This is a genomic window from Haematobacter genomosp. 1 (genome assembly GCF_002196855.1).
Classification (GTDB): domain Bacteria; phylum Pseudomonadota; class Alphaproteobacteria; order Rhodobacterales; family Rhodobacteraceae; genus Haematobacter.
In genome coordinates this window covers 289,739-310,039 of record NZ_NIPW01000010.1, presented here as the reverse complement: position 1 = coordinate 310,039, position 20,301 = coordinate 289,739, and the positions used below count along the sequence as shown (strand labels likewise).

General features: G+C 66.1%; 20 protein-coding genes. 7 read left to right on the top strand and 13 right to left on the bottom strand.

Annotation, left to right across the window (positions count from 1 at the left end; genetic code table 11):
- Nucleotides 1-5: 5 nt before the first annotated feature.
- From CDV49_RS07785 to CDV49_RS07745, 9 genes are all read right to left on the bottom strand, one after another.
- Nucleotides 6-2,123: an MlaD family protein gene (locus CDV49_RS07785; protein ID WP_088214963.1), complete on the bottom strand. Its 2,118-nt coding sequence runs from the start codon at nucleotides 2,121-2,123 to the stop codon at nucleotides 6-8.
- Nucleotides 2,116-2,811 (bottom strand): paraquat-inducible protein A, encoded by a 696-nt coding sequence (locus CDV49_RS07780; RefSeq protein ID WP_088214962.1) that lies wholly within the window; start codon nucleotides 2,809-2,811, stop codon nucleotides 2,116-2,118. Before CDV49_RS07780 ends, CDV49_RS07785 begins: the two co-directional genes overlap by 8 nt.
- Entirely contained in the window at nucleotides 2,778-3,410 is a 633-nt protein-coding gene (locus CDV49_RS07775; RefSeq protein ID WP_088214961.1) for a paraquat-inducible protein A, read from the bottom strand. Before CDV49_RS07775 ends, CDV49_RS07780 begins: the two co-directional genes overlap by 34 nt.
- Nucleotides 3,411-3,517: 107 nt before the next feature.
- Nucleotides 3,518-3,697 (bottom strand): hypothetical protein, encoded by a 180-nt coding sequence (locus tag CDV49_RS07770; protein WP_088214960.1) that lies wholly within the window; start codon nucleotides 3,695-3,697, stop codon nucleotides 3,518-3,520.
- A 153-nt stretch (nucleotides 3,698-3,850) separates the two neighbouring features.
- On the bottom strand, nucleotides 3,851-5,035 hold the full coding sequence (locus tag CDV49_RS07765; RefSeq protein ID WP_088214959.1) for a vWA domain-containing protein: 1,185 nt from the start codon (nucleotides 5,033-5,035) through the stop codon (nucleotides 3,851-3,853).
- Nucleotides 5,035-5,208, bottom strand: coding sequence for a hypothetical protein (locus CDV49_RS20435; protein WP_088214958.1), 174 nt, complete (start codon nucleotides 5,206-5,208; stop codon nucleotides 5,035-5,037). The genes CDV49_RS07765 and CDV49_RS20435 overlap by 1 nt, the downstream gene beginning before the upstream one ends.
- A gap of 2 nt (nucleotides 5,209-5,210) precedes the next feature.
- Nucleotides 5,211-6,596 carry a DUF2927 domain-containing protein gene (locus CDV49_RS07755; RefSeq protein WP_088214957.1) on the bottom strand — a complete coding sequence of 462 codons (1,386 nt, stop codon included), beginning with the start codon at nucleotides 6,594-6,596 and terminating at the stop codon, nucleotides 5,211-5,213.
- Between the two features lie 84 nt (nucleotides 6,597-6,680).
- Entirely contained in the window at nucleotides 6,681-7,151 is a 471-nt protein-coding gene (locus CDV49_RS07750) for a GNAT family N-acetyltransferase (RefSeq protein ID WP_256947268.1), read from the bottom strand.
- A 9-nt stretch (nucleotides 7,152-7,160) separates the two neighbouring features.
- Nucleotides 7,161-8,000: an AAA family ATPase gene (locus CDV49_RS07745; protein ID WP_088214956.1), complete on the bottom strand. Its 840-nt coding sequence runs from the start codon at nucleotides 7,998-8,000 to the stop codon at nucleotides 7,161-7,163.
- 177 nt (nucleotides 8,001-8,177) lie between these two features.
- Here CDV49_RS07745 and dksA point away from each other — a divergent pair, with 177 nt between their 5' ends.
- Together dksA and CDV49_RS07735 are read left to right on the top strand one after the other, a co-directional pair.
- Nucleotides 8,178-8,600: an RNA polymerase-binding protein DksA gene (gene dksA, locus CDV49_RS07740; protein WP_035706764.1), complete on the top strand. Its 423-nt coding sequence runs from the start codon at nucleotides 8,178-8,180 to the stop codon at nucleotides 8,598-8,600.
- 105 nt (nucleotides 8,601-8,705) lie between these two features.
- Nucleotides 8,706-9,884, top strand: a complete 1,179-nt coding sequence (locus CDV49_RS07735; protein WP_088214955.1) for an FAD-dependent oxidoreductase — start codon at nucleotides 8,706-8,708, stop codon at nucleotides 9,882-9,884.
- A 29-nt stretch (nucleotides 9,885-9,913) separates the two neighbouring features.
- Here the strand turns inward: CDV49_RS07735 and CDV49_RS07730 are convergent, their stop codons facing one another.
- Both CDV49_RS07730 and CDV49_RS07725 read right to left on the bottom strand, forming a co-directional pair.
- Nucleotides 9,914-10,315, bottom strand: coding sequence for a cell division protein ZapA (locus CDV49_RS07730; protein WP_088214954.1), 402 nt, complete (start codon nucleotides 10,313-10,315; stop codon nucleotides 9,914-9,916).
- Complete coding sequence (locus tag CDV49_RS07725) at nucleotides 10,308-10,769, bottom strand: hypothetical protein (protein WP_088214953.1); 462 nt, start codon at nucleotides 10,767-10,769, stop codon at nucleotides 10,308-10,310. Before CDV49_RS07725 ends, CDV49_RS07730 begins: the two co-directional genes overlap by 8 nt.
- Before the next feature lie 227 nt (nucleotides 10,770-10,996).
- Here CDV49_RS07725 and tkt point away from each other — a divergent pair, with 227 nt between their 5' ends.
- Entirely contained in the window at nucleotides 10,997-13,027 is a 2,031-nt protein-coding gene (tkt, locus tag CDV49_RS07720; protein ID WP_088214952.1) for a transketolase, read from the top strand.
- Between the two features lie 202 nt (nucleotides 13,028-13,229).
- Here the strand turns inward: tkt and CDV49_RS07715 are convergent, their stop codons facing one another.
- Nucleotides 13,230-14,237 carry a DUF808 domain-containing protein gene (locus CDV49_RS07715; protein ID WP_088214951.1) on the bottom strand — a complete coding sequence of 336 codons (1,008 nt, stop codon included), beginning with the start codon at nucleotides 14,235-14,237 and terminating at the stop codon, nucleotides 13,230-13,232.
- A gap of 219 nt (nucleotides 14,238-14,456) precedes the next feature.
- On the opposite strand from CDV49_RS07715, the gene gap reads away from it, so the two are divergent.
- From gap to CDV49_RS07695, 4 genes are all read left to right on the top strand, one after another.
- The gene (gene gap, locus CDV49_RS07710) at nucleotides 14,457-15,458 is read left to right on the top strand and encodes a type I glyceraldehyde-3-phosphate dehydrogenase (RefSeq protein WP_088214950.1); all 1,002 of its coding nucleotides are present in this window, start codon (nucleotides 14,457-14,459) and stop codon (nucleotides 15,456-15,458) included.
- A 285-nt stretch (nucleotides 15,459-15,743) separates the two neighbouring features.
- Complete coding sequence (locus CDV49_RS07705; RefSeq protein WP_088214949.1) at nucleotides 15,744-16,646, top strand: 5-bromo-4-chloroindolyl phosphate hydrolysis family protein; 903 nt, start codon at nucleotides 15,744-15,746, stop codon at nucleotides 16,644-16,646.
- 33 nt (nucleotides 16,647-16,679) lie between these two features.
- Nucleotides 16,680-17,873 carry a toxic anion resistance protein gene (locus tag CDV49_RS07700; protein ID WP_088214948.1) on the top strand — a complete coding sequence of 398 codons (1,194 nt, stop codon included), beginning with the start codon at nucleotides 16,680-16,682 and terminating at the stop codon, nucleotides 17,871-17,873.
- Nucleotide 17,874: 1 nt separating this feature from the next.
- Nucleotides 17,875-18,846: a DUF2927 domain-containing protein gene (locus tag CDV49_RS07695; RefSeq protein WP_088214947.1), complete on the top strand. Its 972-nt coding sequence runs from the start codon at nucleotides 17,875-17,877 to the stop codon at nucleotides 18,844-18,846.
- 595 nt (nucleotides 18,847-19,441) lie between these two features.
- Here the strand turns inward: CDV49_RS07695 and cysE are convergent.
- On the bottom strand, nucleotides 19,442-20,248 hold the full coding sequence (gene cysE, locus CDV49_RS07690; protein ID WP_035743167.1) for a serine O-acetyltransferase: 807 nt from the start codon (nucleotides 20,246-20,248) through the stop codon (nucleotides 19,442-19,444).
- Nucleotides 20,249-20,301 lie beyond the last annotated feature (53 nt).

Genomic DNA, 20,301 nt, shown 5'->3' with positions numbered 1-20,301 from the left:
CCTCCTTAGCGGCCGGTGAGGATGGAGCTGGGATTGCGTTCGATGGTCTGCGCCAGCGAGCCTATGGCGGAGGCCGCGCGGCGAAGTTCGCGCAGCGCGCTCAGCGTCTCGGTGCTGAAGCTGGAGCGGGCGCCATACGTCTGGATCAGCCCGTCGAGATTTCGCACCACCGCGTCGAGCCGCTGGCTGATCGCGGGCAGCTGATCGGAGGCGCGCGCCACACCGTCGGCGGCGGCCTGCGCGCTTTGCAGCGTGCGGTTCAGCGTCTCCACAGCGCCGCCGTCCCGCAGCGTCTGCAGAAGTCCGGCAAGCTCATTCAGCGTCGCGCCAAGCTGCGCGGGCAACGCCTGCGTGCCCTCCTGCCCCGCGACCTCCTCCAACCGGGCGAGCAAGCCGCTCATACGGTCACCCAGTTCCTGATAGTTGAGCGCGGCCACCTGATCGGTCAGCGTCTGGAGCCGGTTCACCAGGTCCGGCACCCCCTCTCCCACCTCCGTCACCATGGCGGCGGCGCGCGCGGTTTCGTCGAGCGCGATGCCCACCTTGTCGCCAATCCCCTGGGTGCGCAGGTCGGCCACCAGCCCCTGCACTTCGCCGACCAGCTCCCGCACCGCGGCGGGGGCGCTGCGCATTTCCTCCGAGCCGAGCAGCGCCCGCGCCTGATCCAGCAGGTCGCGCGCAGCGGCCGGCGTCTGGCGGAGATCGTCGCTCATCATGAAGGCGGTGGCGGAGTTCATCAGGCCGGTGGCGGCCTCGATCAGCTGCTCGATCGGCAGGTTGCCGAGCCGGGTCAGCAGCCCCTCCGCAGTGGTGGTCACGTCGCTCAGATCGGCGGGCGCGCTGGGGATCGCCGGGAACGGCTGCGCGGCACGGTCCAGCGCGCCGCCCTCCGCACCCTCAACCCGCGCCAGTTCCATGATCATCGTGTTGCCGAGGAAACCCGTGCCGACGGCCCGCGCGCGCAGTCCCTGCGCGATCTGCTCATCCAGAAACTCGTACATTCCCTCCGGCGTGGTATCGGGCGGCAGGCCCATGCGCTCCGGCACCAGGGAGAGGATGACGCGCTGGCGCACCTCCTCCGACCCGTCCGGCGCGCGGTCGATCTGCACGGCAAGGTTGGTGACTTCGCCGACGGGAAGCGCCTCGTAATGCACCGCCGCCCCCTGCGTCAGCCCCCGGACGGAACTGTCGAGCAGGACGGAGACCTCGATCCGCGTCCCTTCGGATTTGGTGAACAGGCTGTCGCGCGCCGTGCTTTCGCTGGGGAACAGCCGGTATTCCTGCCCCGAACGGCTTACCCCCCCGCCGGAGATCGGTGTGGTGAACTCCACGCCTCCCTGCACCAGTGCGGCAAGGCTGGAGACATTCAGGTTCACCCCGCTCGGCCCGACGGAGACGGAAAAGCCGGAGGTGTCCCAGAAGACGCTCGCCGTCGTAAGGAGCCTGTCATGCGGCTCGGAAACGAAGGCATCCACCAGCACCGTATCCCCCGTCGGCGCGAGGCGGATGTTCTGCAGATGGCCGACCGTGATGCCGCGGTAGAGCACCGGAGCCCCTTCGGCCAGTCCGCGCGGGTCCGCGACGCGGAGGGTGACGGTCGTCCCCGGCCCGTTGAGGATGCCGGGCGGCATCTGCTCCAGCCCGGTGAATTCATAGATGGGTGGCCCATCGGCATGCGAGTCCCAGAATCCTTCGACGAATACCCCGGAAATCACCGTATCCAGCCGCGAAATGCCCTGAGCCGAAACCTCGGGCCGCACGATCCAGAACCGCGCATCCTTGTCAACGAAGGGCGCGATGTCGCGATGCACCCGGATACGGAGCACGACATGCGAAAGATCGTCGCTGAAGCCGGTGGATTCCACCACCCCCACATCCACGTCGCGGAAGCGGAGCGCCGTCTGCCCCGGTATCACCCCGGTGGCATTGGCAAAGGACACCTCGATCAGCACGCCCCGCTCGCTGTAGGCGCGCCATGCGATCCCCAGCGTCACCAGCAGCGCCACGAGCGGCACGATCCAGATCCAGGCGATGCGCCGCCAGAACGGCTCCCGCGTGGGGCGTTGGTCAAGAGACGCGGGGCCGTCGGAGCCCTCGCCCCGGCCGGTGCCTTGATCAGTCATGGAGAAACACCTGTTCGGTCGTTCCGGGGGGCTGGCCCTTGGGGCCGGTCATGGAATTCCTGCCAGATTTCCGCGCCTTGCGCCAGACAAGCCGGCTGTCAAAACTATGCGCGGACACCATGGTAAAGGCGACGCTCAAGGCAAAGGCCGCCGCTGCCGTTCCCGGATGGATGGAGGCGACGAAACCCAGTTGCACCAGCGCCGACAGGATCGCCACCACGAAGACATCGATCATAGACCAGCGCCCGATGAAATCCACCACCTCATAGACATGCTGGTATCGCACGCCCCCCGCCTGCCCGCGTTGCACGCTGACGGCAAGAAAGGCGATGACCGCGAATTTGCAGATCGGGATAAGGATGCTTGCGATGAAGATCACCGAGGCGACGAAATAATCGCCATACTGGAAAAATTCTATCACACCGCCCAGGATCGTCGCGCCGGAACTGTAGATCAGCGTGTCCGTGTAAAGCATCGGAAACAGGTTTGCGGGGATGTAGAAGACCAGCCCGGCAATCAACCAGGCCCAGACCCATTGCAGGCTCGCCGTATCGGGGCTGTGCAGACGGCTGCCGCACAGGCCGCAGCGCTCCTGTCCCTTGGGCCAGGCGCGGCAGCACATCCTGCAGCCGACCAGCCCTGCCTCATCGGCAGTCAGGATCCGTTCCGTGTTTCCAGCGCCGACCATATGGACCATCTGTTGATATAGCCATCGGCGATGGCCACGGTGAAGATCATCGCGGCAAAGGCCCAGAAAGCCGGCCCCAGTGTGATATTGGCCAGCCCCGCGACCTTGACCAGCGCCACGGCGGTGCCGATCACGAAAACCTCCACCATGGACCAGGGGCGCAGCCGCTCCGCCACTCGGAACACCCGAACGGCGTGGCGGAGCGGCGCGCGACCGAGCGCGAGCGGAAGCAGCGTATAGACAAGCGCGATGCAGCGGGTGACAGGCAGCAGGACGATCATCAGAAGCACGGCAAAGGACAGCGGCCGAAGATCTCCGTGAAAGGCCAGCGCCGCCCCGAAGACCGAGCTTTCATTGCTCATCCCGTAGCTGGATACGCCCAGAAACGGAAAGAACACGCCGCCGCTCATGAGAATGAGCGACGTGATGGACAGCACGGAAACCAGAAGCGGCGCGCCCGGCCGGTTGCGGATCAGCGTGGAACCGCAACGCCGGCACAGCGCACGCGCGCCCGGCGCAACGGGCGCCAGCTCATGCAGCGCGTCGCAATAGGGGCAAACGATGAGACTGGAAGCCGGGGTCAGCGGGGCGGAGGTCATGCGGCGAGCATGTAGCGGAGTGCGCCGTCTTTCAATGGCGTAACGCGGCTCTTCACCCTAGGTGGAGTGAATGCGGCACAGTCAGCCCCTGATATCACTTCCCCATGTCAGCCGGTCCGCGTGCCGGTCCGCGTGCGGAGCGCGCCGAACACCATGCCCGCGAGCATTCCGAGAAAGCCGAAACCAAAATAGGACAGTGCCGCAACCAGCAATCCATATCCTCCGACAAGCGAAGCTCCCGCAGAGAGAACACCCATCGAACAGCCCAGAATCACGAAGATCGGCATTGGCCTATTCCTTGCTTCGACATCCCCATCAAGAAGTCACGGGCCTTTACCCGCATCGGCGATATTCTGCCTAATTCTATTTAATGTACGAGGGGCGTCCGCTCAATCAACCTAAAGCGGAGAAATTTACACGTTTTGTTCAGGCTGCCGCCGTCACCGTGCCAATTCCTTGATTCCACGCGACAATCCTTCAAGGGTCAGCGGGAACATCTGATCATCGAAAATTTTACGGATCAGGGTGGTCGAATGCGCGTGCCGCCAGTGCGCTTCCGGCACCGGGTTCAGCCAGATGTTGGACGGCCATTGCAGGCGCGCACGATGCAGCCAGACCTCTCCCGGCTCCGGGTTCCAGTGCTCATTGGCGCCGCCCGGATGGGTGACCTCATAGGGCGACATCGCGGCGTCGCCTACGAAGATGCACTTGTAGTCGGCCCCGTAGGTCCGCAGGACCTCCTCGGTCGGAAGCTGCTCGTCCCACCGGCGGCGGTTTTCCCGCCAGACGCCTTCGTAAAGGCAGTTGTGGAAATAATAATATTCGAGATGCTTGAATTCCGCCCGCGCGGCGGAGAACAGCTCCTCCACCAGCTTCACATGCGGATCCATGGAGCCGCCAACGTCGAAGAACAGCAAAAGCTTCACGGCATTGCGGCGCTCCGGCCGGGTCTGCACATCGAGATAGCCGTGCTCCGCCGTGGCCCTGATGGTCCCGTCGAGGTCCAGTTCCTCCTCCGCCCCGTCCCGCGCCCAGCGGCGGAGCCGCTTCAACGCGACCTTGATGTTGCGGGTGCCGATCTCCACCGTGTCGTCGAGATTGCGGAATTCCCGCTTGTCCCAGACCTTCACGGCGCGTTGATGGCGGCTCTCCTCCTGCCCGATGCGGACGCCCTCGGGGTTGTAGCCATAGGCGCCGAAGGGCGAGGTGCCCGCCGTTCCCACCCATTTGGAGCCCCCCTGATGGCGGCCCTCCTGCTCCTTCAACCGCTGGCGGAGCGTCTCCATCAGTTTCTCGAACCCGCCCATCGCCTCGATCTGGGCCCGTTCCTCGGGGGTCAGCAGCTTCTCCGCGCGTTTCTCCAGCCAGTCGGGCGGCAGCGATAGCGCCTCCAGCACCTGACCCACGGAAATCTGCTCCAGCCCGGCGAAGGTCTGGGCAAAGGCACGGTCAAAACGGTCCAGATGCCGCTCGTCCTTCACCATCACCGTGCGGGCGAGGTAATAGAACCCCTCCACGTCATAGATCACCAGATCGGCGTGAAGCCCTTCCAGAAAAGCCAGATATTCCCGGAGACTTACCGGAATGCCCGCGCCGCGCAGCTTCTCGAAGAAGGGCAGGAACATCAGCCCGCCCCCTGCCGCAGCAGCCAGATGGTGACGAACACCATCAGCACCCCGCCGATCAGCGCGTGAACTGCGGCATATTGCGCGATGTCGAAGCCGTTGCCTCCCCGCGCCCGTGCGCGGAAACCGCCGACGACGGCGCCAACCACCGTCCCGAGCAGAACGTAGAGCATCCTCACCCCTTCTTGCGCCCGTTCACCGGGCCGAGCGCCGAGATCTCGGACAGGCGTGCCCTGACCGCCTCATCGGCCCCGAAGCCGTAACGCGCCCAGGCGAGGCTGTCGAGCCGCACCGCGCCCGCCTCCTCTGCGCGCCCGAGCCTGTCCAGCGCCTCCGCCTTCATCATCAGCAGGGTGGAGAGCAGCGCGGCATTCTGCCACCTCTTCGCCTCCTGCAACTCCGGCTCCACCAGCCGCAGCGTCTCCTGCGCATCGCCGGAGGTCAGGGCAAAGGCGGCGAGCTGCATGTCCACATGCGCCTTGTGCGTGGCACAGGACGGCAGCCCCTCATAAAGCCTGCGGGCAGACATCAGGCTGGTCACCGCCGCCTCCGGGTCGACCGCCATCGCGGTGCGCGCATAGGTGAAATGGCTGAAGGCCAGCCGCGCATCCACCCAGCCGTTCCGCTGCGCGATGGTGACGGCCCGGCGCGCGGCATTGGCCCGCGTTTCCGCCGAACCGCTGCTCAGCGCCGTGTTGATCGCGTCGCGCCAGTCGGCGGTGGTGGGGCCGGCCGGCTTGCGGACGACGTTCCGTCCCGGCGGGTTCAGCCGGTCGATGATCTTCGGCAGCCGCTCCGCCACCTCCGCCCGCGTCATGCCGCTGGACAGCTCGGGCGCGTAGTAGGTGCGCAGCATCAGCATGTCGAACCCGGTCAGCGCACCGTGGAAGTTGTCGTCGTTGAACACGCTGTCCGGCAGGCGGTAGAGGTCGTTCAGCGGCCCCATGGCCTGCGCGGTTTCCTCATGCAGACAGTCGCGGATCTCCTGCGGGCTGGCGTCGGCGGGGATGAACACGCCCGCCCGCGTGCGCGTGGTAAGTTTCGTCCAGTCCGCCCGGTCGGTGCGGCGCGCGCTCAGATAATCGCTCCAGCCTGTCACGTTGGGGGCCACGAAGCAGGCCGCGTCGGGGGCGGCGTTGCGGAGCCTGTTTTGCGGGACGAACTCGACCACGATCCTTGCGGCGGCGGGATCCGAGACGCGGGTGATGTCGATATGCGCCTCGCGCCGGAACCGGGTCAGGAGCTTGTCCACCTCGCCCGACGCGCTCGGCGGGATCGGACCGGTCAGCGCCAGCGTCACCGGGCCTTCGAACCGGGTCAGCACCGGCAGCGCCCGCCCGCTTTCCATCTCGAACGACAGTTCCAGAAAATCGTCCACCATGTCCGCATTGGCGCGGCGCGGCGGGTCGATCCGTTCCACCCCGAACGCTTTCATGGCGGGAAGCGCTGTCACAGGCGCGGCGAGGCGGGTGGGCTGATCCCTGACCTGCCCGCAGGCGGAAAGCGCCAGCCCCATCGCGAGCGCGATGGAACCGGGACGGAAGGGAAAGTGTTTGAACATGCGGCCTCCGGGCTGTTGGTCGAGGGCCGCTTGCGGCCCCGCGACACTTTGCCCGGGTTTTGTGGGTTCTCCGTGTCGCTTAGTTCAAAATCTATTGTATTTGATGAACGGCGTCACCTTGCCAATTCGGTCATATAGCTGTCGCGCAGTCGTGTTGAACTCCTGGGTCAGCCAATAGACATGCGGCGCCCCTTCCCGGTCTGCCGCGGCATAGACCGCCTCGATGAGCGCGCGGCCCAGCCCGGTTCCCCGCGCAGCCTTGTCCACGAACAGGTCCTGAAGGTAGCACACCTGCTCCACCCGCCAGCAATGCGGGTGAAAGACATAGTGAACCAGCCCCAGCAGCCCATCCCCCTTGTCCGCGACAAGGGCGCGGAACGTGGTGCTATCATCGCTCAGAAGACGCTTGAAGGTCGTCTCGTAAACCTCCTCAGATACTGAACTTTCGTAGAATTCCAGGTACAGCGTCCACAGCCTGCGCCACTCCGCCTCATCCGAAGCCCGAAGCGGCCGAAGCTCCACCGTCTGATCCTGCTCAGCCATGATCGTCGTCATTCCCATCCCTCAGCGTTGTCCGCGGGCCATGAAGGCCAGCCTCTCGAACAGGTGAACATCCTGCTCGTTCTTCAGAAGCGCGCCGTGAAGCTTTGGCAACAGGCTGCGCGAATCCTTGCGCAGATCCTCCGCGGTCATGTCCTCCGCCAGCAACAGCTTCAGCCAATCCAGCACCTCGGAGGTGGAGGGCTTCTTCTTCAGGCCGGGCTGTTCGCGGATTTCGTAGAATCGGGTCAGCGCGGCCGCGAGCAGATCTTCCTTCAGATCGGGAAAATGCACGGCCACGATTCGCCGCATCGTCTCCGCATCCGGGAAACGGATGTAGTGGAAGAAGCACCGGCGCAGGAAAGCGTCCGGCAATTCCTTCTCGTTGTTGGAGGTGATGATCACAATCGGGCGATGGATGGCCCGCACCGTCTCCCCCGTTTCGTAGACATGGAACTCCATCCGGTCGAGTTCCTGAAGCAGATCGTTCGGAAATTCGATGTCGGCCTTGTCGATCTCGTCGATCAGCAGGACGACCTTTCCGGGGGCGCCGAACGCCTGCCACAGCTTCCCCTTGCGGATGTAGTTGCCCACGTCCCGCACCCGCTCGTCGCCAAGCTGGCTGTCCCGCAGCCGGCTCACCGCATCATATTCGTATAGGCCCTGCTGCGCGCGAGTGGTGGATTTCACGTTCCATTCGATCATCGGCAGGCCAAGGCCCGTCGCCACCTGACGGGCCAGTTCGGTCTTGCCCGTCCCCGGCTCCCCCTTCACCAGCAACGGCCTTTCGAGTGCCACCGCCGCGTTCACGGCGATCGTCAGATCCTCCGTCGCCACGTAATCCTGAGTGCCGAGAAACTTCATCCTGCCCGCCGATCTTCCTGATGCTGGCATGAGGGTAACACGTGCCATCTTCGCTGCAAGTGCAGGATCAAAGCTAGTGACAGGTGCTACATCTTGCGGTAATGCACCCTCCCAAGGAGTGCCTGTATGCCGATAAGCGAACCCAGTGCACGGCCCGGTCTGACCAAGGGGGCTGACATGAAGGCAGAAGTCTTTCTACCCGAAGACTATCGACCCGCCGAAGACGAACCATTCATGAATGAGCGACAGCTCGAATATTTTCGCAGAAAATTGATTGCGTGGAAGAATGACCTGCTCTCGGAAAGCCGGGAAACGATCGAAGGTCTTCAGGACAGCACCCGAAATATCCCCGACATCGCAGACCGTGCCAGCGAGGAGACAGACCGCGCGCTGGAGCTTCGCACCCGTGACCGGCAGCGCAAACTCGTGTCCAAGATCGATGCTGCGCTGCGGCGTATCGACAACGGCGAATACGGCTATTGCGAGGAAACCGGAGAGCCCATCTCCCTCAAGCGGCTCGATGCCCGCCCCATCGCGACGCTCAGCCTCGAAGCGCAGGAACGCCACGAACGCCGCGAGCGGGTTCACCGCGACGACTGAGCCTCTGGCGCCCGCCCGGCCGATTGCCGTATGGGCGCCTCCCGGAGACACGACTGGAAACACCGGCGGCGGCGGCCTCCGGTGTTTCGTTTTGGAGGCGAGAGGATGGAGCTGAACGGCCGGGAGATCACGGTGGTCGGCGCGGGCGTTGCGGGGCTGGCGGCGGCGCTGGCGCTTTCGCGCCAGGGTGCCCGGGTAACCGTGCTCGAACAGGCCGAAGCGGTGCGGGAGTTCGGAGCCGGTTTCCAGATCACCCCCAACGGCGCCCGCGTGCTGGAAGCCCTTGGCCTCGGAGAGCAGCTCTCCGCCCTGTCGCTCCGCTCCCGTGGGGTGGAGATCGTGGACGGCCCGACGGGGCGGCGCGTGATCCGGCTCGACCTCGCCCGTCTCAGACCGGAGGAGCCGCACCGCTTCGTCCGCAGGCCCGATCTCATCGCCCTCCTTTTCGACGCGATCCGGGAGGCGGGCGTCACCCTCCGCCTGAAGACACGCGTTCTGGCCGCCGATGTGACGGGCCAGACCGTGCGCCTGAGCCTTGCCGGCGGTGAAACCCATGAGGCCCATCTCCTCATCGGCGCCGACGGCATCCATTCACCCGTGCGGACAGCGGTGGAGGGGGAGGACGGCACCCAGCCCTTCTTCACCGGTCAGGTCGCCTGGCGCGCCGTCGTGCAGGGAGAGGCGGAGCCGGTCGCACGGGTCCATACCGGGCCGGGGCGGCATCTGGTGACCTATCCTCTGCCCCGCGGCCTGCTGAACATCGTCGCGGTGGAGGAGCGTGCCGCATGGGCGGCGGAGGACTGGCGGGCGGTGGACGATCCCGCCAACCTCCGCGCCGCCTTTGCCGGGTTCGCAGCGCCTGTGCGCAGCCTGCTCGCGGAGGTTGACGAGGTGCACCTCTGGGGGCTGTTCCGCCACGGCCTCGTTCAGCACTGGCACCGGGGCGCGGCCATCGTCATCGGGGACGCCGCCCATCCCACCCTGCCGTTTCTTGCCCAGGGGGCGAACATGGCGCTGGAGGATGCGTGGCAGATCGCAGCAGCACTTGCCGCCGCACCGGATGCGGAACAGGGATTCGCCGATTTCGTGCGTCTCCGCCGCGCGCGGGTCGCCCGTCTCGTCGCGGCGGCGAATGCGAATGCGCGCAACTACCACCTGACGGGCGCGTCCCGGCAGGCCGCGCATATGGTCCTGCGGGTGGGTGGCACGCTGGCACCCTCGGCCGCCATCGGCCGATTCGACTGGATCTACCGCTACGATCCCGTCGCGGCCTGCCGGACCTGACGGGACGTGAGCAGGCCCCGGCGGGGGGGTCAGGAGGCCCGCTTGATCCGGTCTTCCAGCTCGCCGGCCAGCGCCTCCGCCCGCGCCGCGATTTCCGAAAGCGTGTCGATCACGATCTCCGGTATCACCGGCACCTCGATCCGCGCAGGCTCCGGCGCCGGCCGAGAGAGCGCCTCCTCCAGCGCCGCCTCCGCCTCCGCCGCGCGCATTTCGGCGAGACGCAGCCGCTCCTCCAGCCCCGCCGTGCGGTCGGCCAGCATGAGCCCCGCCATCAGCAGAAGCCGAGGCTCCGGGATGCGCGCGCTCTGCTGGACCAGCACCTGCGCTTGATCGTCCAGAAGCGCCGCCGCGGTTTGCACGAAGGACTCCTGCCCCTCCTGACATGCGACGGCGAATTCACGGCCGCCGATCGAAACGGTCACTTCAGGCATCAGTTGGCTCTCCGATCAGAGGACGCAGTTCTTCCAGGATTTCCTCCACTTGCGCAAGATCCGCCGCACGACGGCTGCGGAGTTCCTCCGCCTCGGCCAGCAGCGCGCGGTTCAGCACGCCCGCCTCCGGGTCACGGGCCTCGCGCAGCTCGCGCATCGCCTCGGACAGGGCCGCGTTCACACTGCGAAGCCGCCCCATTTCCTCCGTCGCGAGGTCGAGCGCCCCCGCCAGATCGGCAACCCGCCGCTCCAGCTCGGCGACCAGAGCCTCCTGCTCCGAACGAATCGCGCCAGCCCGCGCTTCCAGCGTACGGTTGCGCTCCTCCTCCGCCACAAGGGCGGCGCGGAGTGCGCCATCGCCATCCATGCCGGGGGCGGGAATGCCGTCCATTCCCCGCCGCAGACGTTCCAGCGCGGTCGTGATCCGTCTTTCCAGATCGGCGATCTCGTTCATGGCCCCCCCGTTAGGCTGCGACTGTCGCTCCGATGCGTTTCCATGGCGCCGCGGTACCTTCGCCGACAAACTTCGACCAAAGCGGCAGCCGGTTCAAGGCCGCATCTGCGCCCTGACGATCATCGGCGGGCCTTCGCAGCCTTGAACTTGGGCGACAGGCTGCTATCACGCCCCGGAAACCGCCGCGGGAAGGACCGATTTCCGGCGGCCCTGCGAAAGGAAAGCGCATGGATATCGCAACGCTCCGCGACCGCTATCCCGAACACTGGCAGCAGGCGGCCGCGGTCCGCGCTCTGGCAATGGACGCGGTTCAAGCGGCAAATTCCGGCCACCCCGGCATGCCGATGGGCATGGCCGACGTGGCCACGGTGCTGTTCACCCGGCACATGAAGTTCGACGCCTCGCACCCTGACTGGGCGGACCGCGACCGGTTCATCCTCTCGGCGGGCCACGGCTCGATGCTGATCTACGCGCTCCTCCACCTGCTGGGCTACGAGGAAGTGACGATCGAGGAGATCCGCAACTTCCGCCAATGGGGGGCCAAGACGGCCGGACACCCGGAATACGGCCATGTGAAGGGGGTCGAGACGACCACCGGCCCGCTGGGTCAGGGGCTGGGCAACGCCGTGGGCTTCGCCATCGCGGAGGAGGCGCTCCGCGCCCGTTTCGGCGCGAAGGCGGTGGATCACCACACCTATGTCATCGCGGGCGACGGCTGCCTGATGGAGGGCATCAGCCAGGAGGCCATCGGCCTCGCGGGGATGCAGAAGCTCTCGAAGCTCATCGTGCTGTGGGACAACAACGGCATCTCCATCGACGGCAAGGTCTCCCTCTCCGACATCACCGATCAGCGGGCGCGCTTCGCGGCCTCTGGCTGGACGGTGCTGCATTGCGACGGGCACGACCCGGCGGCGATAGATGCCGCGCTGACGGAGGCCAAGCGCTCCGAGCAGCCGGTCTTCATCGATTGCAAGACGCATATCGGCTTCGGCAGCCCGAAGAAACAGGACACGGCCGGCGCGCATGGCTCGCCGCTCGGCCCGGATGAAATCGCCGCCGTGCGGGAGATCTACGGCTGGAACCACGCGGCTTTCGAGATCCCGGACGATATCCGTGCAAGCTGGCGCGAAGCGGGCCTGCGCGGCTCCGCCGACCGGCAGGAGTGGGAGAGCCGCATCGCCGCCCTGCCCTCCGGCCGCAGGACCAGCTTCGAGCGGGCGCTCTCCGCGGAGCTGCCGGCAAAGGTCGCAGGCCTCATCCGGGGTCTGAAACGGCAGGCGGCGGAGTCGAAGCCCAAGGTTGCGACGCGGAAATCGTCGGAGATGGTGCTGGAAGTGCTGAACCCCGCCGTGCCGGAGATGCTCGGCGGTTCCGCCGACCTCACCGGCTCTAACAACACCAAGACGGCCGATCTGGGCATCTTCTCGCCGGAGAACCGCAAGGGCCGCTACATCCACTACGGCATCCGTGAGCACGGCATGGCGGCGGCGATGAACGGCATCCAGCTTCACGGCGGGTTCCGTCCCTATGGCGGCACCTTCTTCGCCTTCACCGACTATGCGCGGGGGGCCATGCGGCTTTCGGCGCTGATGGGTCTCCCGGTCGTCTATGTGATGACCCACGATTCCATCGGTCTGGGCGAGGACGGCCCGACGCACCAGCCGGTCGAGCATCTGGCGATCTGCCGCGCGACGCCCAACACGCTGACCATCCGTCCCGCCGATACGGTGGAGACGGCGGAGGCGTGGGAGATCGCGCTGAACCAGAAGGCGACGCCGACGGTGCTCGTTCTGTCCCGCCAGAACCTGCCGACGGTGCGGACCGACTTCACCGCGAAGAACCTGACCCAGCAGGGCGCCTATATCCTGCGGGAAGCCACGGGCAAGCGTCAGGCCATCCTGATCGCCACCGGCTCGGAGGTGGAGATCGCGCTCGCCGCGCGGGAGGCGCTGGAGGCCGAAGGCATCGGCACCCGCGTCGTCTCCATGCCCTGTGCGGAACTGTTCGCCCAGCAGCCCGAGGCCTATCGCCGCAAGGTGCTGCCCGCAGGCCCCGTCCGCGTGGCGGTGGAAGCGGCGACCGGCTTCGGCTGGGATCGCTGGCTGATCGGCGAACGCGGGCGCGACGGCAAGGCCGCCTTCGTCGGCATGACCGGCTTCGGCGCCTCCGCACCGGCGGAACGGCTGTATCAGGAGTTCGGCATCACCGCCGAAAACGTGGCGGCGCAGACGCGCGCCCTGCTTGGCCGCAACAGCTAAGGCCCCGGGGGCCGGTCCCGCCGCGGATCGGCCCTTCACCACAGCCGAATCGACGGCGCGCCTTCCTCGGATCGCCGTCCTCCTCAGGTGGCGTCCTCCTGAGGCCACCGCCCTCCCTAGGTCACCGTCCTCCTCAGGTCAGTGATCCTCAGGCCCCATCCTCCTCAGGCCGCCATCCTGCCCAGATCACCGTGTTCACAGATCAATGACCCGCCCCCGGCGCGGTCTTGCGGAACAGTCCCGCCACCGGTGTGATCACATATTTCGCCAGCGGGATCAGCACGAACCCCAGCGCCAGCCCGAAGATCCCGTCGAAGAACGCCGTGACGATCCAGTGCGTCGCGCTGTGAAGCGTTCCCGTCTCCTCCACCGCATCGGCGGCGGCATCGGCCATATCCTCGATCTCATGCCCGATCACGCCGAGCCCGAAGCTCTCCAGCCCGTGAATGACGATGGAGCCGCCCACCCAGATCATCGCCGCAGTGCCGACGATGGTCAAAAGCTTCATGAAGACCGGCATCCCCCTGACCAGCCCGCGCCCCAGCGCCCGGACGATGCCCGAGGCGCCCGTGAACCCCTTGTAGCGGCTCAGCGACAGGCCGATGTCATCCATCTTCACGATGATCGCCACGCCGCCATAGACCACGGCGGTGATCATGATGCCGACGATGGCGAGAATCAGCGCCTCCATCCACAGGCTCTCCGGCGGAATGGCGGCAAGCGCGATGGTCATGATCTCCGCCGACAGGATGAAGTCGGTCTTGATTGCGCCTTTCACCCGCGCCTCCTCCAGCAGGCGCGCGCCTTCCTCGCCCGCCGCGACAGAAACCGCGGCCTCCGTGCCGTGATCCTCGGAGGGGAACAGCCAGTGGTGGACCTTCTCTGCCCCCTCGAAACACAGATAGGCCCCGCCCAGCATGAGCAGCGGCGTGATCGCCCAGGGCGCGAATGTGGACAGCAGGAGCGCCAGCGGCAGCAGGATCACCAGCTTGTTGACGAGCGACCCCATGGCGATCTTGCCCACGATGGGCAGTTCCCGCCGGGGCGCAAAGCCCTGCACGTATTTCGGCGTGACCGCGGCGTCGTCGATCACCGCGCCTGCGGCCTTGGCGCCCGCCTTTGCCGCCTGCCCGGTCACATCGTCCAGCGAAGCCGCGGCCACCTTGGCGATGGCCGCCACGTCATCCAGCAGTGCCAGCAATCCACTCATCTTGAATCCGCTCCTCGTGTCGGGGCAAAACTAGCGTCGCGACGGAATGTCGCAAGGGTGTCCGGCTGTTGGCGCAAGCGTTTGCGCTAACTTTCAAAGATTGCGCTAACATATTGGAGTATCGCGGGTTTCGACTTTTCGGTTGAGCCGATCAAGCCTATATTGGTGCGCAATTCCGATACTTTCGGACGATCCCCATTCCCCGCGACGGAGCACTCCATGACGATCACCCTCGGCATCAACGGTTTCGGTCGCATCGGCCGCTGCACATTGTCTCACCTCGCGCAGAGCGCGCGCAACGATGTGAAGGTCGTGAGGATGAACGCGACCGGACCGATCGACACCGCCGCGCATCTGATCCGTTATGACAGCGTCCACGGCCGCTTCCCCGGTCTGGTGAAGGTGGAGGGTGATACGCTGGATCTGGGCCAGGGCCCGATCGAGGTGATGTCCACCTACAACCCGGAGGAGCTGGACTGGACGGGCGTGGACGTGGTGCTCGAATGCTCCGGCAAGTTCAACGACCGTGACAAGGCCGCCGTGCATCTGGAGCGGGGGGCGAAGCGGGTGCTCGTCTCCGCCCCGGCGAAAAAGGCCGACCGGACCATCGTCTTCGGCGTGAACGACGGCGTGCTGACGACGAAGGATCTCGTCGTCTCCAACGGCTCCTGCACGACGAACTGCCTCGCCCCGGTGGCGAAAGTGCTGAACGATGCCATCGGCATCGAGCGCGGCATCATGACCACCATCCATTCCTATACCGGCGATCAGCCGACGCTGGACCGCCGCCACAAGGATCTCTACCGCGCGCGGGCCGCCGCCATGGCGATCATCCCGACCTCCACCGGCGCGGCGAAAGCCATCGGAGAGGTTCTGCCCGATCTCGCCGGCCGGCTCGACGGCACCGCCCTCCGCGTCCCGACGCCCAACGTCTCCTGCGTTGACCTGACCTTCGAGGCGAAGAAGGATGTGACGGTCGAAGATGTGAACGAGATCGTCCGCGAGGCCGTTCAGGGCCCCATCGGCCGCGTGCTCGCCTATGACCCGGAGATGAAGGTCTCCATCGACTTCAACCACACCGAATATTCCTCCATCTTCGCGCCGGATCAGACCAAGGTGGTGGGCAAGCGCACCGTGCGGGTGCTGGCGTGGTATGACAACGAATGGGGCTTCTCCTGCCGGATGGCCGATGTCGCGGCGGCCATGGGCCGGCTGATCTGACCTTTCGCTAACCGACTGAAAAGAGGCCCGTCGCGCATCGCGGCGGGCCTTTGCCGTTGCGGACGCATGATCCCGCCCGGGAGGTGCGGACTTTCTGACCTCAGTCCCGGAAACTCTGCCAGAACACTGGAAATGTGGCAGCCGCTGGCCTATCCTCTCCAGACGAGCGTTTTTCGGGGCTACGGCAAGGACCGCAATGGGCAAGGACGGGCTGCGCAGAATCGCCTTCTTCCTGCTGGTGGCGCTCATGTTCTATGTGGCCACGGCAGGCGCGGGGCCTGCTTGATGGCGGAACGGTATCGCGGCCCTTACAGCCCCGGTGGCGACGGCTCTGACACGCCCCGTTCCGAAGGTTCCGCCCCATCCCGCACCATCCCCCCGCGCCGCCGCAGACGGCGGGCGGGCGGGCGGGCGAATTTCCTCTTCCTCGCCCCCGTCCTGTTCCTGCTCACCGCGTTCAGCAAGGAGCCGGTGGGCATGGCCCTTGGCCTTGCCGCCTTCGGGGTGCTGGAGCTTGCCGCCTGGCTCACCCATCAGGGTCTGGTGGCGGAGGAGGCGTATGAGGCCCGCAACATCGCCCGCCGTCCCGCCATCCCGCGCAAGCTCTTCGGCAGCGTGCTGACGGCGGCGGGGCTGTTCCTCGGCGGCTACGTGCCGGGGGGGAGCCTCGTCAACCCGGTGATCTACGCGGTGCTGGGCTTTGCGCTGCACTTCTTCGCCTTCGGCCCCGATCCCATGCGCGACAAGGGCATGACCGGCATCGACCGGTTCGAGGGCGACCGCGTCGCCCGCGCCGTGGACGAGGCGGAGAGTCATCTCCGCGACATGAAGGACGCGATCAAGCGCGCGGGCGACCGGCGGCTGGAAGCGCGGGTGGACCGTTTCGCCGATACCGCCCGCGCCATGTTCCGCCGGGTGGAGGCCGACCCCCGCGACCTGACGGGCTCGCGCCGTTACCTCGGCGTCTATCTGCTGGGCGCGCGGGACGCGACCGTCAAGTTCGCCGATCTCTATGCCCAGAACCGCGACCCCTCCGCCCGCGCGGCCTATGAGGCATTGCTGGACGATCTGGAAACCAATTTTTCCAGCCGGACGCAGGATCTGCTCCTCAACGACAGGACCGATCTCGACGTGGAGATCGACGTGCTGCGGGAGCGGCTTCAGCGTGAAGGCGTCAAGACCGACTGAAGCGATATCAACAGACTGACGAGGGAGAAGCACATGGCCGAAAGCGTCCGCCGTCAGGCGACCGACACGCAGAAGGAACTGAACGACGTGGTGGAGGTGACGCTCCCCCCGCCCGCGCCGGAGGTTCCCGCGCTCGAACAGGCCCGGCCGGAGCTGCAGGAGCAGATCCGCAAGCGCATGGCCGAACTCGACATGTCGAACACCCAGTCGATCATCGGCTTCGGCTCCCGCGCGCAGGCCGGGTTGCAGGAGATCAGCCAGTCCATGCTGGCCGATGTCCGCAACAAGGATGTCGGCCCCGCGGGTGACAGCCTGCGGGAGATCGTGACCACGATCCGCGGCTTCTCCGTCTCCGAACTCGACATGCGTCGGGAGCGGAGCTGGTGGGAGAAGCTGATGGGCCGCGCCACCCCCTTCGCCAAGTTCGTCGCCCGATATGAGGACGTGCAGGGCCAGATCGACCGCGTGACGGACCAGTTGCTGACGCATGAGCACAAGCTGCTGAAGGACATCAAGTCGCTCGACATCCTCTATGAACGCACGCTGACATTCTACGACGAACTGGCGCTCTATATCGCGGCGGGGGAAGCCAAGCTGGCGGAGATCGACGCGACCGACGTTCCCGCCGCCGAACGGCGGGTGGAGGAGGCGGCGGAGGATCAGAAGGTGCTCCGCGCGCAGGATCTGCGCGATCTGCGCGCCGCGCGGGACGATCTGGAACGCCGGGTGCATGACCTGAAACTGACCCGTCAGGTGACGATGCAGTCCCTCCCCTCCATCCGGCTGGTGCAGGAGAATGACAAGTCGCTGGTAACCAAGATCAACTCCACCCTCGTCAACACCGTGCCGCTTTGGGAAACCCAGCTTGCGCAGGCGGTGACCATCCAGCGCTCGCGCGAGGCGGCGACAGCGGTGAAGGAAGCCAACGACCTCACCAACGAACTGCTGACCAAGAATGCGGAGAACCTGCGCGAGGCCAACAAGGTCGTCCGCACAGAGATGGAGCGCGGCGTCTTTGACATCGAGGCGGTGAAGAAGGCCAATGCGGAACTGATCGCCACCATCAACGAAAGCCTTCAGATCGCCGATGACGGCAAGGCCAAGCGCGCCGCGGCAGAGGCCGATCTGGAGAAGATGGAAATCGAACTGCGCGAGACGCTCTCCTCCGCCAAGGCGCGAGGCGACGGTCTCGGCGCCACGGCGGGCGGCGCGGTTCCGAAGGGTTGAAATGCTGGCTTCCCTGCTGCGCCGCGGGCTTCTCCCGGCGCTCCTCCTCCTGCTCGCCGCCTGTGCAAAGCCGCCTTCGGATGTCGTGACCGCCCCGCAGGCGCATGAACGTCCGAAGCCGCGCCCCGCGGAGGCTCCCGCAGCCGTTCCATCGCGAAGCGCGGAAAGCGAGGCGCTGGTGCAATATTACGCCCGCGTCCAGAATGACCTACTCTCGCAGGGCCTGATGCGGATGGATGGCGGCGGTGTGGACACCCCGTTTGACGCGCGGATTCTGGCGGAGAACTTCATCCGCATCGCCCTTTACGATGAATACACCACGTTGCCGGGCGGCACCCGCGTGGCCCGCGTCACGCCGAGCGTGCTCCGCCGCTGGGACAAGCCCATCCGCATGAGCGTCGAGTTCGGCGCCTCCGTTCCGCAACCGCAGCGGGATCGGGATGGCACGATGGTCGCGGGCTATGCCATGCGCCTGTCGCTGCTCACCGGCGTGCCGCTGACGATGACTCGGCCGGAACATGCGAATTTCCACGTGTTCATCGTGAACGAGGATGAGCGCCGCGCCATGGGCGACCGCCTTGCCCGTCTGGTTCCGGGGATCGGTGCCGCCGATATCCGCTCCGTTACCGATCTGGACCGCGCGACCTTCTGCTTCGCCTATGCGTTTTCCGAACGCGGTCAGTCCACCTATCGTCAGGCCATTGCACTGATCCGCGCGGAGCATCCCGACCTCCTCCGCCGCTCCTGCGTGCATGAGGAGCTGGCGCAGGCCATGGGGCTTGTGAACGACAGCCCGCAGGCGCGGCCGTCGATCTTCAACGATGACGAGGAATTTGCCCTGCTGACCCGGCAGGATGAATTGATGCTGCGCATCCTCTACGACCCACGGCTGCAACCCGGAATGACCCCGGAGGAAGCCCGCCCCATAGTAGAGGAGATCGCGCGGGAGCTGATGGGAGAAACCTCGGTCTGAAGCCCCAAGTCTGAAGCTCCAGCGTCCCGTTAAACCTTGCCGGCTGGCGCTCCCGGACCAGCGCCTCAGACAAGAGTGCGAGGTCTGCAAGGTCTGCGAGGTCTGCGAGGTCTGCGAGGTCTGCGAGGTCTGCGAGGTCTGCGAGGTCTGCGAGGTCTGCGAGGTCTGCGAGGTCTGCGAGGTCTGCGAGGAGATTGCAGCGCCTCAGCCGCCCGGCGCAATGGCAAACAGGCGGCTAAAGGCAAACCCGCTAAGACGGGCGCATTGGCTGCGGGAAAACGCTTTCGGGCCTGCGGTAGCAGAAATCATTCGCACTCCGACCAGACGCAGATTATGGCGAGCGGGTGAAGCAAGCCCGCGCTCCCTCACGGGCAGCGGCTCACAATCTCGCGGATCTGCCGGAGGCGATAAGCTTCGCCGCCGATCACGGGGCGCCCGGGGGGCCAAGGTAGCCTGTATGCAGTTCCAAGCGGCGCTCGGGAGCCTTGCCAAGCCCGATCACGCGCCCATCAATGCTCGGCGCCTCACGGAAGGACAAGGACGTGACCTTCACGCCCGCGCCTGCCTCTGCCTGCCCTCGCCTGCTCCCCTGTTGTCAGTCGCCCTCGATCATCTGGTCCATCAGGATGGAGGGGTGCAAACACCCTGCCTCCCCGACCACCCGCGCCGGCACGCCCGCCACGGTGGAGTTTCGCGGCACATCGGCCAGAACCACCGAGCCCGCGGCGATGCGGGAGCAGTTGCCAACCCGGATATTGCCCAGAACCTTGGCTCCCGCACCGATCAGCACGCCGTCGCCGATCTTCGGGTGACGGTCGCCGTCCGCCTTGCCGGTTCCGCCCAGCGTGACCGAATGCAGCATGGAGACGTTGTCCCCCACCACCGCGGTTTCCCCGATCACGATGGAATGCGCGTGGTCGATCATCACGCCCCGCCCGATCCGCGCGGCGGGATGAATGTCCACGCCGAAGACCTCCGACACGCGGGTCTGCACGAAATAGGCCATGTCGCGCCGCCCCTGCTGCCAGAGCCAGTGGCCGATCCGATAGGCCTGCAACGCCTGATAGCCCTTGAAGAACAGCAGCGGCTGAAGAAAACTGTGGCAGGCGGGATCACGCTCGAACACCGCCACCACGTCGATCCGCGCAGCCTGCGCAAGGGAGGGGTCTGCGACATGGGCCTCATCCGCGATCTCGCGCAGGATCTGCTCCGACATCTCGCCCGAGGCAAGCTTGAGCGAAAACCGGTAGGCCAGCGCCCGCTCCAGCGACGCATGGTGCAGCACGCTCGAATGGATCAGACCGCCGAGCAAGGGTTCCCGCTCGACGGCTTCATGCGCCTCGGTGCAAATACGCGACCAGACGGGATCGACCTCGGCCACCGTTGCTTTCACCTGCGCCATGACGCCCTCCGTTTTTCTCAGTCTAGCCGACATAGGGCGCGATTGGCAGATCG